The sequence below is a fragment of the Methylobacterium sp. 10 genome (genome assembly GCF_000519085.1).
GTDB lineage: Bacteria > Pseudomonadota > Alphaproteobacteria > Rhizobiales > Beijerinckiaceae > Methylobacterium.
In genome coordinates this window covers 987,155-1,001,968 of the sequence record NZ_KI912577.1, presented here as the reverse complement: position 1 = coordinate 1,001,968, position 14,814 = coordinate 987,155, and the positions used below count along the sequence as shown (strand labels likewise).

The window sequence follows — 14,814 nt, the reverse complement described above, 5'->3', positions numbered from 1 at the left end:
GCTGCTCCCTTTCGTATGCGACGGCGGCAGTCACAGCCGATCCGCGGAGGAAGCGCAACCGATTCCTCCGCCGCCCCGTCAATCCTTGAAGACGTAGCCGGCGTTGATCGTCAGGCCGACCTTGCGGCCGGCGGCGAGGCGGTGGGTGTCGGAGGCTTCCACCACCACGGTCTTACCCTCGGGGCGATCCACCTCGATCCGCTGGCGGCCCTGGCTGCGATAGGAGGAGCGGACATGGCCTTCGAGATGGGCCTGGTCGGGCTCGGCGAATTGCAGCTGCCACGGCCTTGCGTAGAGCTTGACCGGGCCGACGAGACCGGGCGGGGCCTTCACCGGGGTGAGGCGGCCGTTGACGCGGACCTCGCTTCCCTGGGCGATGGCCTCCACCTCGATCGTGTCGCCGAGGAACTTCAGCACGGTGGAGGAGACCGGGTTCTCCTGGACCTCGTCGGGGGTGCCGATCTGTTCGAGGCGGCCCTTGGACAGGACGGCGACGCGGTCGGAAAGCTCCAGCGCCTCGTCCTGGTCGTGGGTCACGAAGATCGTGGTCTGGCCGGTGCGGTCGTGGATCTCGCGCAGCCAGCGGCGCAGGTCCTTCCTCACCTGGGCGTCGAGGGCGCCGAAGGGCTCGTCCAGCAGCAGCACGCGGGGCTCCACGGCGAGGGCGCGCGCCAGCGCGATGCGCTGGCGCTGGCCGCCCGAGAGCTGCGACGGGTAGCGGTCGGCGAAGCCCGAGAGCTTGATGAGGTCGAGGAGGTCGCCGACCCGGCGCTTGATCTCGGCCTTGGCCGGCCGGTCCGCGCGCTTGCGGGCGTTGAGGCCGTAGGCGATGTTCTCGGCCACGCTCATGTGCTTGAACAGGGCGTAGTGCTGGAACACGAAGCCGACGGCGCGCTCCTGCACCGGAACGCGGGTGGCATCGTCGCCGCCGAAGATGATCCGCCCGCGATCGGGGAAGTCGAGCCCGGCGATGATGCGCAGCAGCGTGGTCTTGCCCGAGCCCGAGGGGCCGAGCAGCGCCAGCAATTCGCCCGCCCGCACGTCGAGGGAGAGGTCGTGGAGCACCGCCGCGGTGTCGAAGGTCTTCGACAGGCCCTCGACCCGGATCGCCGTGGACGATCCCACCGGGTCAGTGGCCCCGTGCGCCGGCTGCGATCTCGGCGCTGAAGCGCCATTCGAGAAGGGATTTGACGAGGAGGGTGACAAGAGCGAGGCCGGCAAGGAGGGAAGCGACGGCGAAAGAGGCAACGAAGTTGTACTCATTGTAGAGGATCTCCACGTGGAGCGGCAGCGTGTTTGTCAATCCGCGGATATGGCCCGAGACCACCGACACCGCGCCGAATTCGCCCATTGCCCGGGCGTTGCAGAGGAGCACGCTGTAGAGCAGCCCCCAGCGGATGTTGGGCAGCGTCACCGTCAGGAAGGCGTGCCAGCCGGAGGCGCCGAGGGTCAGCGCGGCTTCCTCCTCCGCCGTCCCCTGTTCCTGCATCAGCGGGATCAGCTGGCGGGCGACGAAGGGGAAGGTGACGAAGATCGTGGCGAGCACGATGCCGGGAACGGCGAAGATGATCTGGATGTCATGCTCGAGCAGCCACGGGCCGAGGAGGCCCTGGGCGCCGAAGACGAGGACGTAGATCAGGCCCGAGACCACCGGCGAGACCGAGAACGGCAGGTCGATGAGGGTCACGAGCAGGTTCTTGCCGCGGAACTCGAACTTGGCGATGGCCCAGGAGGCCATGATGCCGAAGACGAGGTTGAACGGCACGGCGATGGCCGCGGTGAGCAGGGTGAGGCGGATCGCCGAGCGGGCATCCGCCTCGGTGAAGGCGGCGAGATAGGCCGACCAGCCCTTGGCGAAGGCCTGGATGAACACCGTCACCAGGGGCAGCACCAGGAACAGGGCGAGGAAGACCACCGCGATCCCGATCAGCAGCGCGCGGACGGCGAGACCTTCGGTGACCACGCTCCCGGCGCGGGCGGGCGGGCGGGTGGCGAGGGCGCTAGACATATCCGAACCTCCTGCGGCTCCAGGCCTGGATCAGGTTGATGGCCAGCAGCGTCACGAACGAGATGCCGAGCATGATCGTCGCGATGGCGCAGGCGCCCCCGTAATCGAACTCGGAGAGCTTGATGACGATGAGGAGCGGCGCGATCTCGGAGACGTAGGGCAGGTTGCCGGCGATGAAGATGATCGAGCCGTATTCCCCGACGCCGCGGGCGAAGGCGAGGGCGAAGCCCGTGAGCACGGCCGGGATCAGCGGCGGCACCACCACCTTGATCAGGGTGTGCCAGCGGTCGGCGCCGAGGGTGGCCGAGGCCTCCTCGATCTCCTTGTCGATCTCTTCGATGAGGGGCTGCACCGTCCGCACGGCGAAGGGCAGGCCGATGAAGACCATGGCGATGTAGATGCCCACCGGCGTGTAGGCGGCCTCGATCCCGAGCTTGGCGAGCTGCTCGCCGACGAGACCGTTGGGCGCGTAGAGGGAGGCCAGGGCGATGCCGGCGACGGCGGTGGGGAGGGCGAAGGGCAGGTCCACCACCGCGTCCACGATCTTGCGGCCGGGGAACCGGTAGCGGGTGAGCACCCAGGCGATGAGGAAGCCGAAGACCGAGGCGGTGAGTGCCGCCAGGAGCGAGACGCCGAAGCTCACGCGCAGGGCGCTGGCGACGCGCGGATCGGTGGCCACCTCCCAGATCCCCCACAGGCCGAGGCCGGAGGCGCGGGCGACGAGGGCGGCCAGCGGCAGCAGCACGACGATGCCGAGGCAGGTCAGGGTGTAGCCGAAGGTGATGCCGAAGCCGGGAATCACGCTGGGCTGACGGAAGCGTCGTCTCGGACGCAGAGGCGGCTCTGCCATGGGGTGGTCCTGAGAATGGTCCTGAAGTGGGTCGCCTCTCTCACGCATCGGCGGGTCGGGAAGCGGGCACGGTGTCCGGCGGAAGGTCGCCCTCCGCTCCGTGGGCACCCTCCCCGTGACGGCGACTAGATTCACATATCTGCTGTTTCAGGCAGAGCGCGTCCCTCTCCCCCTTGTGGGGAGAGATCAGGAGTGGGGGTGGCTCCGCCAGGCTCCGCAGCATGAGGGTCACCCAACCACCCCCACCTCCAACTCCTCCCCACAAGGGGGAGGAGAGCCGCGCAGCCTACGACATGCGTGAATCCCGGAGCCGCGACGGGGGAGGGGCGGGTTACTGCGGCGGCTTGCTCAGCTGGTCGAACAGGCCGCCATTGTCGAAGTTCTTCTTCTGGATATCGTCCCAGTTGCCCTGGAGATCCTCGATCTTGAAGAGCTTCAGCTCGGGCAGCTGCGCCAGATGCTCGGGCTTGGCGGCCTCGCGCTTGATCGGACGGTAATGGTGCTTGGCGAAGATCGCCTGCGCCTTGTCCGAATAGAGGAACTGCAGGTAGGCCTCTGCCTGCTTGCGGGTGCCCTTCTTGTCGACATTGGCGTCGACAAGGGCCACCGGCGGCTCGGCGTAGATCGAGGTCGGGGGGACGACGACATCGAACTTGTCGCGGCCGAACTCGTCGAACACGAGATAGGCTTCGTTCTCCCAGGTCGGCAGCACGTCGCCGAGACCGCGCTGGGCGAAGGTCACGGTGGAGCCGCGGGCGCCCGTATCGAGCACCGGCACCTGCTTGTAGAGCTGACCGACGAAGGCGTTGGCCTTGTCGGCGCTCTTGCCCTCCTTCTCGTAGGCGTAGCCCCAGGCCGCGAGGAAGTTCCAGCGCCCGCCGGCGGAGGTCTTCGGGTTCGGGGTGATCACCTTCACGTCGGGCTTCACCAGGTCGCCCCAATCCTTCACGCCCTTCGGGTTGCCCTTGCGCACCAGGAACACCACGGTGGAGGTATAGGGCAGGCCTTCGTTGGGCAGCTTGGTGCGCCAATCGGCGGGGATCTTCTTCGAGAGGCGGCTGATCGCGTCGATGTCGGAGGGGATGCCGAGGGTCACCACGTCGGCGGGGATGCCGTCGATGACGGTGCGGGCCTGCGAGCCGGATCCGCCATGGGCCGCGCGGACGGTGACAGTCTCGCCGGTCTTGGCCTTCCACTCCTCGATGAAGGCCGCGTTAATCTCCTTATAGAGCTCACGCGTCGGATCGTAGGAGACGTTGAGGAGTTCTGCTTGTGCCTGGGCAGTGCCGGAGGTCAGCAACGCGGAGGCTAGCCCCGCCGAGACCAGGCCGACCGATCCGGCGCAGAGGGCGAGGACACGCCTTCTCCGGGAGAGACGGCGGACGTTGGGCGTCGAGGACATGGTCGAGCTCACAGGTTTGTCTCCGGCTGCATCGTGGCGAGGGACCATTGCGGTCCCAACGCCTCGGTGATGCTACGTTTCGTTCTTTTTAAAGAACAATGTCAAGCTTGACCGAACACGGATTACTCAACTCAAATAGGTAATTCTCCTTCGATATGCGAGGCCACGAACAACTATAGGCGGTGCGGAGAACGGAGTTCTCTCGCATGGTGCTTTCGGGGAAGACGATGCCTACGAGAGATAGTTCTTTAGAAAGAACGTTCTGTCGCGAATCGCGGGCCGATTCGGCTTGCGACATCCCGCCCGCATCAAGAAGCCGCGTGCTCGACGAATCGGGAGAGGCCGGATGCGCTCGGACCGATCCGGGGACGCATGACGAAGTGCCGGTCGCGGCACGCAGCGACCGTCCGTCCGGGCTGGCGCCCGTCGTTTCAGTGCCGTGATGTGGGGGGCAGGCTTGAACGCGGAGGGACTTCGCCCGCGAGAGGGCGATTCGGAGCGCTCACGAAACTCCCGGTCGCGGTCGATTCCTGCTCGGAGCACGACGGCATAGGGGGCGTTCCATGAATGACGCTCAGTCGGAGGCGAGGGCGACCAGAGAGAAGAGGGTCGCGAGAAGGATGTTTCCGGCGACGACGAGCACGAGGACGGTCATGGAAGGGGTTCACGGGTTGGAATGAGGACGCACCGGGCGGATCCGGTGCGGAGGCGGGACCCATAGCACCGCAATTCTGAACGGCGTGTGTCGTCGCGCTCATCCCCGCGTGACGAGTCAGCTCTTCTCGCGGCCGAGCTTCGTCAGCAGCGATTCGATCCGCTCGCCCGCCGGTTCGACCAGCGAATCCGCGTAGAGGCTGCGCAGGTTCAGCCCGAGGTGGCGTCGTACGCTTGCCGAGAGCGGCGCGGGTCTCGCCCGGTGCGCTCGACCGTCCTGCCCGTTATCCGGCTGCATTTTGGTCATGAGGGGTGGCTCCGCTCATATCGACCTCCTCACGGGTGGGTGAGTCGGTCGTGACCAAAAGGCTCCCATGGATTGGTTAAGAACAATTTTATCGATTCCGCAAAAAACGTGTGCGGCCAAGCTTTTGCGGCGAGCGCCAGTTTTCCCCTTTCCTGTCAATGACATTTTACAGTTTTCAGGGCGAAATAAATCCGCCGCCGGCCCCTCCGGGAGGAAACGGCGCACCTGCAAAGGGTTGCATCCGACCCTGCCCCCGGACCATCCGCCAACAGGGTTGCCGAATGGTTTCCGGCTGTGGACGACGGCGCCGAAGCGGGGTTACAACGCTCTCGCTCGACGAGTCGGATTCAAGTCTTCGAAGAGCGATCGCCGCACGAAGGGGAGATCTTCAAAGAATGCAGACCATCACCATCACAGTGCGAGAGCGCGACACCGTATTGGCGGCGTTGCGTTACTATCAATTCTATCGCCTTCAGGGCCATCCGTTCGATCCGCGGCAAGACCACCTGATCGATGCAATTGCAAGTCACTCGGGTGAAAGTCTTGATCTTGCGGAAATCGACGATCTCTGTGCCGGCATTCAGGGCAATAAACACGCTCTGAGCGCGGCCGCGTAACACAGGATCGAGGCCGGCGGTTGCGGCTTCGATCGCGTTCCATGCATCGGTTCCGGGATGCGGCAAGGTTCGGCGCGGCGCGCACCTGATCCTCGCCATGACGACATCGAACGACACCGGGTTCCGTTGCGACCCCGGAAGAAGAAACTTCTCTTTTTGCCACTCGCTGAGACGTCGTGCATTCGCGGGGCACTGAGCCGGAATGTCCCGGCCGGTGCCCCGCGACGCTCGCCCGACAATCATCCCCTCAGGGGGCGGTGGCGAGGTGGCTCTTGGCCCGTCCCACGGCTTCGTCGCAGGCCTTGGCGTCACCCTTGCCGTCGGCGGTGCGCGCTTCGTCCAGGGCGACCTTGGCCTGCATCGCGGCCTCGGCGCCCTTTCCGGCCTCGGCGGATTTCTCCGGCGGAGCGGCCGGGGTCGAAGCATTGCCTCCCTGCCCGGTTTCCCCCTGGCCTTCCCGCGCGCCGGCCGCCGCCTTGCCGGAGGTGGAGGCGGAGATGGAGCCGGTCGCCTCGTCCTTCACCTTGGCGTCGAGACGCGCGATCTCCTCCGAACAGGGAGAGGCGAGGACCGGGCTCGCCACGAGGCCGGCGGCGAATCCGGCGGCCAGCAAGGCGGCGAGGGGACGGAATCTCTGAATCATGGGGTTTCCTCAGCGGGCGGGTCTGTGACGGGACAACCCACCGCCGGCCCCTTCGGCTCCGCCGGAGCGGCGAAGTTTACGCCTCGGCGAACCCCGTCGACCCCGGCCGTGCGCCGCCATGGTCGTGGTCGCATTCGCCGTGGTCGGCCAGCACCTGGATCACCCGGCATTCGCCCACCCGTCCGTGGCCGCATTCCGTCACCATGCGCTGCAATTCCGTGCGCAGGGCGATCAGCCGGGCGATGCGCTGCTCCACCTCCGCGAGGTGACGTCGCGCCAGGCGGTCCACGTCGGCGCAGGATTCCTCCGGCTGCGCGCTCATGGCGAGGAGTTCGCGAATCGCGTCGACCTCGAAGCCGAGCTCGCGCGCGTGGCGGATGAAGTTGAGCCGCGCCACCTCCGCGTCACCGTAGCGGCGCTGCTGCCCATCGGTGCGCGGCGGCGACGGCATCAGGCCGACCTGCTCGTAATAGCGGATCGTCGGCACCTTCACCCCGGCGCGGCGCGACAGGATTCCGATCGAGAACGCCATTTTCCGCTTGATCCTCTAGTCGCTAGAGCTTGTAGGCTCCTGTTTAACGACGAAACGAGGAGAGAGCCATGGCCGAATCCTGCTGCGGCACGAGCCAGAACCAACCTGAGATCCACGCGCACGCGCACGGGCATGCACCGGGCGACGGGCATCACCATGCTGTCGCGACGCAGGCTCCGACAGCCTCGCCGCACGAGGAATCCTGCGGCTGCGGCGGCGGCGTCCCGGTCTTCGACGGGGTGGATCCGCGCTACAAGCGGGTGCTGTGGTTCGTCATCGCCCTCAACGGCGCGATGTTCGTCACCGAGATGGCGGCGGGGCAGGCGGCCGGGTCACAGGCCCTGAAGGCGGACGCCCTCGACTTCCTCGCCGACACCGTCACCTACGGCCTCAGCCTCGCGGTCATCGGCGCGAGCCTGCGTACCCGCTCGATGGCGGCCCTGGCCAAGGGGGTGAGCTTGAGCCTGATGGCGCTCTGGGTCTTCGGCTCGACGCTCTACCAGACCCTCGTCCTCGGCGTGCCGAGCGCGGAATGGATGGGCGGCATCGGCCTGCTGGCGCTGGCCGCCAACGTCGCCTCGGTGCTGCTGCTGATGCGCTACAAGGACGGCGACGCCAATGTCCGCTCCGTCTGGCTGTGCTCGCGCAACGACGCCATCGGCAACATCGTGGTGATGGGCGCCGCACTCGCCGTCTGGGGCACCAAATCGGCCTGGCCGGACCTCGCGGTCGCCGCGCTGATGGCCGGCATCTTCCTCAGCTCCTCGGTCCAGATCCTGAGACAGGCCTGGGCCGAGTACCGGGAGGGTGGTTCGAACGCCGAGGTCGTGGCGGCGGGGTGATCCGCCCCCTTCGGGTGGATCGAGAGGCCCCGGCCCGGATGTCCGGGCCGGGGCGCGTTTCCTACGAGCTCAGCTGGTCGCGGATCGGCAGCTGCCGGATGCGGCGGCCGGTGGCAGCGAACACGGCGTTGGCGATGGCCGGCGCCACGGGGGGGACGCCCGGCTCGCCGACGCCACCGAGCGGACGGCTGTAGTCGTTGTTCTGGATCAGGTGGACGTGCAGCTCCTTCGGGGCGGCGTCGAGACGGGTGATCTCGTAGCCGTCGAAGTTGTTCTGCTGCGCGCGCCCGTCCTTGAAGGTGATCTCGGCCGACAAGGCCAAGCCCATCCCCATGACGACGGCGCCCTCCATCTGCGAGCGGATGCGCTCGGGGTTGACGTGCGGCCCGCAATCGACGGCGATGTCGATGCGCTTGACCGAGACCTCACCCTTGGATCCCACCTCCACTTCGGCCGCCACCGCCGTATGGGTGACGAAGCTGTAGTGTCCGGCGATGCCGAGGCCCCGTCCCTTCGGCAGCTTGCGGCCCCAGCCGATGCCCTTGGCCGCCGCCTCGATGACCCCGCGCAGGCGCGCGGTCTCGATGGGATAGCGGGCGGGATCCTCGCCGTAGTTCCAGACGTCGCCGATGCTGGTCGGGTCGATCACCCGGTCGGGGCCGATCAGGGCCAGCAGGTACTCCTTCGGATCCCGGCCCGCCGCATGCGCCAACTCGGCGACGAAGGACTGGATCGCGAAGGCGTGCGGGATGTTGGAGACCGAGCGGAACCAGCCGATCCGCACATGCGCGTCCGCCGCCGGGTTCTCCAGGCGGATGTTGGGGACGTCGAAGGGCGTGTTGGTCAGCCCCATCCCGAGCTCGAAGGGCAGCTCGTTCTTGGCGCCGGCCGCGAAGATAGACCCGATCGTCGGGGCGGCCGAACGGTGGAGCCAGGCCACCGGCATGCCCTTGTCGTCGAGGCCGGCCTCCAGGCGCTCCACCGAGATCGTATGGTAATAGCCGTGATGGAGGTCGTCCTCGCGGGTCCAGGTGAGTTTCACCGGGGCGCCGTCCATGGCCTGCGAGCACAGGGCGGCCTCGAGCACGTAGTCGGGCTTCGACTTGCGGCCGAAGCCGCCGCCGAGCAGCGTCACGTTCACCCGCACCTTGTCGGCGGGCAGGTTGAGCTTCTTGGCCAGGCGGTCATGGGTCGCCTGCGGCGCCTGGGTGCAGGCCCAGGCCTCGCAGAACCCGTCCTTGATCCGCACGGTGGCGGCCGGGGGCTCCATCGGAGCCTGGACGAGATGGGGCACGAAGTATTCGGCCTCGATCCGCTGCTTGGCCTTGGCCATGGCACCGTCGACGTCGCCCTGGTTGCGCACCACCTTGCCGGGCGCGCGCGCCGCCTTCTCCAATTCGCCGCGGAAGGCGACCGAGTCGTAGTTGGCGTTCGGGCCGTCGTCCCAGGTGATCTTCAGGGCCTCGCGGCCCTTCATCGCCGCCCAGGTGTTCTTGGCGATGACGGCGACGCCGCCGATCGGCTGGAACTCGGACGGGATCTCGGGGGCGTCGATCTTGAACACCTTGACCACGCCGGGGACCTTCATCGTCTCGGCATCGTCGTAGCTCGCGACCTTGCCTCCGAAGACCGGCGGGCGGGCCACGAGGGCGTAGAGCATCCCGTCGAGGCGGGTATCGAGGCCGTAGATCGCCTTGCCGGTGGTGATGTCGCGGTTGTCGATGAGGCCGATCTTGCCCTTGCCGATGAACTTGAAGGCCTTGGGGTCCTTCAGGGTCACGCTCTCGCGGGCGGGCACGGCGAGTTCGGCGGCCGCTGCCGCGACGTCGCCATAGCCCAGGGTGCGCTTCGACTTCGCGTGGGTGAGGACCGAATTCTCGGCCTTCACTTCCGATGCCGGCACGCCCCATTGCTTGGCGGCGGCCTGGACCAGCATGGCCTTCGCCGCGGCACCCGCATGGCGCAGATGCGGGAAGAAGTGGCGCAGGCTCCGCGAGCCGTCGGTATCCTGGTTGCCGAACCGGGCTTCGTCACCCCAGGCCTGGGCGACCTTCACCTTGGCCCAATCGGCCTCGAGTTCGTCGGCCACCACGAGGGCGACGGAGGTGCGCACGCCCTGGCCCATCTCGGAGCGATGGCAGGTGATGGTCACGGTGCCGTCCGGCGCGATGGCCACGAACACCTTCGGGTCGTCCTGCCAGCCATGCGGCATGGCATCGGCGCCGAACTTCTTCGGCTCGTCCTTCTTGTCCTCCGCCCGGGCGGAATCCTTCCAGGACAGGGCGAGCACCAGGGCGCCCAGGCCGCCGAGCATGGCGCGGCGGCTGACATTGGCGAGAGCGCTGGGCGCTTCGGGGGCGGCGGCGGGCTTCTCGGCGACGAGGTCGGCCATGAGCTGTGCGTCGTGAATCACAGGCGCTCTCCCTTGTTGGCGGCCGGCGCGTTTCCGGCGGCCTGGTGGATCGCGGCGCGGATGCGCGGATAAGTGCCGCAGCGGCAGAGGTTGCCGCTCATGGCTTCGTCGATCTGGTCGTCGCTGGGCTTCGGCGTCTCCTTGAGGAGGGAGGCCGCCTGCATCATCTGCCCGCACTGGCAATAGCCGCATTGCGAGACGTTGAGGTCGCGCCACGCCGCCTGGACCGGGTGGTTGCCGTCGGGGGAGAGCCCCTCGATGGTCACCACCTCCTGGCCCTCGGCCGCCGAGACGGGGGTGACGCAGCCGCGCACGGCGGTGCCGCCGAGATGGATGGTGCAGGCGCCGCAGAGCGCCTGGCCGCAGCCGAACTTGGTGCCGGTGAGGCCGACTTCGTCGCGCAGGAACCACAGCAGCGGCATGTCGGGATCGCCGTCGAAGCTGCGTTCAGCCCCGTTCACGGTGAGTTTGATCATCGGTGTATCCTGTCATCGCTCAGGCCACGGACCGGTCGAGATCGGCTGGCCACCAATCTGTCGGGCTCGCGCATACCTTCGGAGGTCGTCAGTCAGGGGCGGGGCGCGCGCGACATGGTCGCCGTCCCGCATCGAAACGTCCTTGAGGTGCGGCAGCGGATCCGGCACCCCTCCACAGGGAGCCGTCGCAGTGCACGAAGCCCCCACGCCCCGTACCTCATAATGAATCCAATTAAACGGTACGGGTGCTGCAGTGCAACGTCCGGCAGCCACGGGCGCGGCTTTCGCGAAGCTCGGCCGCGGATTCGATGTGCTCTTGCGCACGGCGCGTATCGGAACGTTGCGACGCTTTCGACGGTCGCTCGTTGTCTATGCCGGCTCCGCCAACACCGCTCCGGCGAGCCTCGATAGCACGCCGAACCTTTCGAATCGCTTCGCTGTTGCTGTGGTCGAGCCATGCGACCGGTCGCGCCGCTCAGGTCTCCACGAGACCGGAACTGGACCCGCTCGCCTCGGAATCCCCCCGCCCGTGCGGCAAGGCGAGGTATTCCGACGAGCGCATCTCGATGAGGCGCGAGACCGTGCGGTCGAACTCGAACGCCTCGCGGCCGTCGGTCGCCGTGTAGAGACCGGTCGGCTCGGCCGCCGCCGAAGCGATGAGCTTCACATGGGCGTCGTAGAACGTGTCGACGAGGGTGATGAAGCGCTTGGCCTCGTTGCGGTTCGCCTCTCCCATCACCGGGATGTCCGACAGGATCACCGTCTGGAAGGACTGGGCGATGGCCATGTAGTCGGAGGCACCGAGCGGCTGGGCGCAGAGATCGGCGAAGCCGAACCGGGCGACGCCGGCGGCCTCCTCCGGCACGGCCACCTCGCGGCCCTTCACCCGGATCGTGGCCGGCTTGCCCCTCGCCTTGCCGGTGAGGCCCTTGAAGGCCTGGGCGAGGGCGGCCTCGGCCGCCTCGTCGGCGGGCACGTGATAGACCGAGGCGCCGCCGAGCTTCTCCAGGCGGAAATCCGTGCGGGAATCGAGGCGCAGAATCTCGACCCGGCTCTTCAGCTCAGCGACGAAGGGCAGGAACAGGGCACGGTTGAGCCCGCCCTCGTAGAGCCGGTCGGGCTCGACGTTGGAGGTCGCCACCACGGTGACGCCGCGCTTGAACAGGGCCCCGAACAGCCGCCCGAGGATCATCGCATCGGCGATGTCGGTCACGGTGAACTCGTCGAAGCAGAGCAGCGTCGCCTCGTCGGCGAGCGCGTCCGCCACCACCGGGATCGGGTCGTCGCCCTTGGCCGTGCCCGCCTTGAGCGCCTGCCGGTGGGCGTGGATGCGCTCATGGGCATCCGACAGGAAGCCGTGGAAATGGACGCGGCGCTTCTTGCCCGGCGCCGCCTCGTGGAACAGGTCCATCAGCATGGTCTTGCCGCGCCCGACGGAGCCCCAGATGTAGAGACCCTTGGGCGGCCCTTCGCCGTCGCCGCTGCGCCCGAACAGCCAGCCGAGCGCGCTGCCCTTCTTCGCCCGTCTGCGCCGGTCGAGATCCTGGACCAGCCTGTCGAGGGCCTGCACCAGATGGATCTGCGCCGGGTCGCGCTCGATGGCACCCGACGAGACCAGCATGTCGTAGCGTGCCGAGACCGGACCGGGAGGAGAATCGCCGCCCTGCGAACCGGCGGACGGGGCGGAACCTGAGGGGGGACTCACGACGATGGCGACCTCGGATACGGGACGGCGCGGCGGCCGCGTGCGCGTCGATGGAACCGGTCCGGCGACAGGCCCGAAGATCGGAGGCCCGAAGAGCGGAGGCTCTTGAGACCGGTCTGCCGCGCGTGGCCGGGGGGATCAAGCGTGGGGCGTCGGCGGGATGACGTTTTGTTGCATTGCACAAAATTGGGGCCGATGCCATCTGGTGTCCTCCTCGAGGGAGGTTACGCCCGGAGCCCGCGCAGCGTGCGCGCTGTCATTCCGGAGTACGGCACCACCATGCCCGACACTATTCCGACCGGACCGAATGTCCGGCGTCTCTGGCCGAGCGACCGTGCCATGGTCGAGGCCTACTTCCTGCGGCTCGACCCCGATACCCGAGCGCACCGCTTCATGGCCGCCTTGAGCGACGCGGCGGCCGTCGCCTACGCGGCTCGCGCCCTCACGGTCGAGGGGGTGGTCTTCGGCGGCTTCGTCGACGGAACGCTGCGCGCGCTCGGCGAATTGCGCCCGCTCACCGGTACCGTTCCGGGGCTGAGCCTCGGCCGTGGCGCGGAGGCCGCCTTCGCCGTGGAGCGCGGTTTTCGCCGCAACGGCCTCGGCCACGCCCTCTTCCGCCGGATCGTCTCGGCGGCGCGCAACCGCGGCGTCCGCGACCTGCATGTCCGCTGTCTCAGCCGGAACGGGCCCATGCGCGGACTCGCCACGAAGCTCGGCGCCGTCGTAACCCTGGCCGATGGCGATGCGGAGGGGGCTCTCGTCCTGGCCCGTCCGACGCCGATCTCCCTTTGGCGGGAGGGTCTCGACGAGGCGCTGGACTTTACCCTGGCGGTGGCCGCCGCGGCCGAGCCGCTGAAGCGGGCGGCGTGACGGGTGGCACCCATCGGCGGATTGGCGGCGGTGTCCCGGGGCGCTATCCTCCGGTTCCATCGGGCGGCGCATCCGCCCGGCACCCCGGTCGAAACGATCGCTCCGCCATGAAGATCCACGCCATGAGATCCGCGCTCGCCGCCTGTATCGTCCTGGCGCCGCTCACTGTTTCGGCACAGGAGCGGCCCGCGACGCCCGCCATGCTCTGCGCCGATGCCGCCGCCCTGGTGAACCGCGTCGGCGCCATCGTGATGACGACGGGGCCGATCACCTACGACAGGATCGTTCGCGACGGCGGCTTCTGCCCCCTGCCGGAAGCGCCCAAGCCCGCCTACGAACTCACCCGGGACGTGGCGCAATGCTTCGTCGGATATGTCTGCCGCGACAAGTTCAACGAGGGCAGTACGCGCGACTGAGCACCGCCACGCGCCAGCGCCATGGCCAAGCTGCCACCGTGTGGCCAAGTCTCCACCCAATGGCCGCCGCATGGCGCCGTTAAGCCCGGTCCCGTCCGACGTGAGCGAGGGGGCTTGCCGCATGACCATTGCCGAGAATCCGGCCCAGGACCGGCGGCCGCCTGACGGTGCCGCGACGATCCGTCTGGAACATTGCGTGGCCCATACGCTGCGCATCATCGCGGCGGCCCGCACCGAGCGCGACGATGCGCCGGTGAAGGCGGCCCGGCGCCAACTCGCTGAAATCTATGGCGTAACCCGCCTCAACCGACGCCTGGAGCGTGGTCGACACTCGGTCTGAATCAGCGCGGCGCGCGACCCGGTTTCATCGCCAGCCAGATCGTATGGCGGGCGCCGCTGGTGACATTGGCCCGCACCGGCACTTCCTCGACGCCAAACCCCGCGCGGCGGAGCCGCTGGGTGAAGCTCCGGTCAGGATGCGCCGACCACACCGCAAGCACGCCAGCAGGGCGCAGGGCGGCCATGGCCGAAGCCAGGCCCATCTCACTGTAAAGCCTGTCGTTTTCGGGTCGGGTGAGGCCGTCGGGGCCGTTGTCGACGTCGAGCAGGATGGCGTCGTAGGCAGAGCTGTCTGCGCGGATCGCAGCGACCACATCGCCGATCCGCATCGCCACCCGCCGGTCCGACAGCACGTCGGCCGACAGGTCCCGGAGCGGCCCGCGCACCCAATCCGCCACGTTCGGCACCAGTTCCACCACGACGAGTTCGGCGTCGGGCCGCAGGGAATCGAGAGCCGCCCGCAGGGTGAAGCCCATGCCGAGGCCGCCGATGAGACACCGTACGCCCGCGCGGTCCCCCACCAGCGCCGCGGCCAGTGTCGCCAGCGCTCTCTCCGAGCCGCTGAGGCGACTGTTCATCAGCTCGTTATGCCCGAGCTGGATCGAGAATTCCGTGCCCCGCTGAAGCAGCCGGAGCTGACCCGCATCCCCGGGGATCGGTGCGGTGTCGAGGACGAGCCAGGGGATCATGGGCGGAATCGGCGGGACGGCATGCCGTCCCGGCTATCACAGGTGAGGCGA

Annotated in this window: 16 protein-coding genes; 5 read left to right on the top strand and 11 right to left on the bottom strand. The window is 68.1% G+C overall.

Annotation, left to right across the window (positions count from 1 at the left end; genetic code table 11):
* Nucleotides 1-78: 78 nt before the first annotated feature.
* From K368_RS0104545 to K368_RS0104520, 5 genes are all read right to left on the bottom strand, one after another.
* Entirely contained in the window at nucleotides 79-1,125 is a 1,047-nt protein-coding gene (locus tag K368_RS0104545; RefSeq protein ID WP_027171347.1) for a sulfate/molybdate ABC transporter ATP-binding protein, read from the bottom strand.
* Nucleotides 1,126-1,129: 4 nt separating this feature from the next.
* Complete coding sequence (cysW, locus tag K368_RS0104540; RefSeq protein WP_027171346.1) at nucleotides 1,130-2,008, bottom strand: sulfate ABC transporter permease subunit CysW; 879 nt, start codon at nucleotides 2,006-2,008, stop codon at nucleotides 1,130-1,132.
* Nucleotides 2,001-2,858 (bottom strand): sulfate ABC transporter permease subunit CysT, encoded by an 858-nt coding sequence (gene cysT / locus K368_RS0104535; protein ID WP_027171345.1) that lies wholly within the window; start codon nucleotides 2,856-2,858, stop codon nucleotides 2,001-2,003. Before cysT ends, cysW begins: the two co-directional genes overlap by 8 nt.
* Before the next feature lie 331 nt (nucleotides 2,859-3,189).
* Nucleotides 3,190-4,260 (bottom strand): sulfate ABC transporter substrate-binding protein, encoded by a 1,071-nt coding sequence (locus K368_RS0104530; protein ID WP_027171344.1) that lies wholly within the window; start codon nucleotides 4,258-4,260, stop codon nucleotides 3,190-3,192.
* A gap of 772 nt (nucleotides 4,261-5,032) precedes the next feature.
* Nucleotides 5,033-5,212 carry a hypothetical protein gene (locus K368_RS0104520; RefSeq protein WP_155935310.1) on the bottom strand — a complete coding sequence of 60 codons (180 nt, stop codon included), beginning with the start codon at nucleotides 5,210-5,212 and terminating at the stop codon, nucleotides 5,033-5,035.
* Nucleotides 5,213-5,616: 404 nt separating this feature from the next.
* Between K368_RS0104520 and K368_RS0104515 the strand changes: the two genes are divergently transcribed.
* Entirely contained in the window at nucleotides 5,617-5,838 is a 222-nt protein-coding gene (locus K368_RS0104515; protein ID WP_018045985.1) for a hypothetical protein, read from the top strand.
* Nucleotides 5,839-6,085: 247 nt separating this feature from the next.
* On the opposite strand, the gene K368_RS0104510 is transcribed toward K368_RS0104515, so the two are convergent.
* Nucleotides 6,086-6,481: a hypothetical protein gene (locus K368_RS0104510; protein ID WP_051439759.1), complete on the bottom strand. Its 396-nt coding sequence runs from the start codon at nucleotides 6,479-6,481 to the stop codon at nucleotides 6,086-6,088.
* 76 nt (nucleotides 6,482-6,557) lie between these two features.
* A complete protein-coding gene (locus tag K368_RS0104505; protein WP_027171341.1) occupies nucleotides 6,558-7,013 on the bottom strand; it encodes a helix-turn-helix domain-containing protein in 456 nt (151 codons plus the stop codon).
* A 68-nt stretch (nucleotides 7,014-7,081) separates the two neighbouring features.
* Between K368_RS0104505 and K368_RS0104500 the strand changes: the two genes are divergently transcribed.
* Nucleotides 7,082-7,855, top strand: coding sequence for a cation transporter (locus K368_RS0104500; protein ID WP_027171340.1), 774 nt, complete (start codon nucleotides 7,082-7,084; stop codon nucleotides 7,853-7,855).
* A gap of 61 nt (nucleotides 7,856-7,916) precedes the next feature.
* Here the strand turns inward: K368_RS0104500 and K368_RS0104495 are convergent, their stop codons facing one another.
* From K368_RS0104495 to zapE, 3 genes are all read right to left on the bottom strand, one after another.
* A complete protein-coding gene (locus K368_RS0104495) occupies nucleotides 7,917-10,268 on the bottom strand; it encodes a xanthine dehydrogenase family protein molybdopterin-binding subunit (RefSeq protein WP_027171339.1) in 2,352 nt (783 codons plus the stop codon).
* Nucleotides 10,265-10,744 carry a (2Fe-2S)-binding protein gene (locus K368_RS0104490; RefSeq protein WP_027171338.1) on the bottom strand — a complete coding sequence of 160 codons (480 nt, stop codon included), beginning with the start codon at nucleotides 10,742-10,744 and terminating at the stop codon, nucleotides 10,265-10,267. The genes K368_RS0104495 and K368_RS0104490 overlap by 4 nt, the downstream gene beginning before the upstream one ends.
* Before the next feature lie 475 nt (nucleotides 10,745-11,219).
* A complete protein-coding gene (zapE, locus tag K368_RS0104485; RefSeq protein WP_036265964.1) occupies nucleotides 11,220-12,365 on the bottom strand; it encodes a cell division protein ZapE in 1,146 nt (381 codons plus the stop codon).
* 363 nt (nucleotides 12,366-12,728) lie between these two features.
* On the opposite strand from zapE, the gene K368_RS0104480 reads away from it, so the two are divergent.
* From K368_RS0104480 to K368_RS0104470, 3 genes are all read left to right on the top strand, one after another.
* Nucleotides 12,729-13,319, top strand: a complete 591-nt coding sequence (locus K368_RS0104480) for a GNAT family N-acetyltransferase (RefSeq protein ID WP_027171336.1) — start codon at nucleotides 12,729-12,731, stop codon at nucleotides 13,317-13,319.
* Nucleotides 13,320-13,441: 122 nt separating this feature from the next.
* A complete protein-coding gene (locus K368_RS0104475; RefSeq protein ID WP_027171335.1) occupies nucleotides 13,442-13,735 on the top strand; it encodes a hypothetical protein in 294 nt (97 codons plus the stop codon).
* A gap of 121 nt (nucleotides 13,736-13,856) precedes the next feature.
* Nucleotides 13,857-14,075 (top strand): hypothetical protein, encoded by a 219-nt coding sequence (locus K368_RS0104470; protein WP_027171334.1) that lies wholly within the window; start codon nucleotides 13,857-13,859, stop codon nucleotides 14,073-14,075.
* Nucleotide 14,076: 1 nt separating this feature from the next.
* Here K368_RS0104470 and K368_RS0104465 read toward each other — a convergent pair whose 3' ends face one another.
* On the bottom strand, nucleotides 14,077-14,763 hold the full coding sequence (locus K368_RS0104465; RefSeq protein WP_027171333.1) for a hypothetical protein: 687 nt from the start codon (nucleotides 14,761-14,763) through the stop codon (nucleotides 14,077-14,079).
* Nucleotides 14,764-14,814 lie beyond the last annotated feature (51 nt).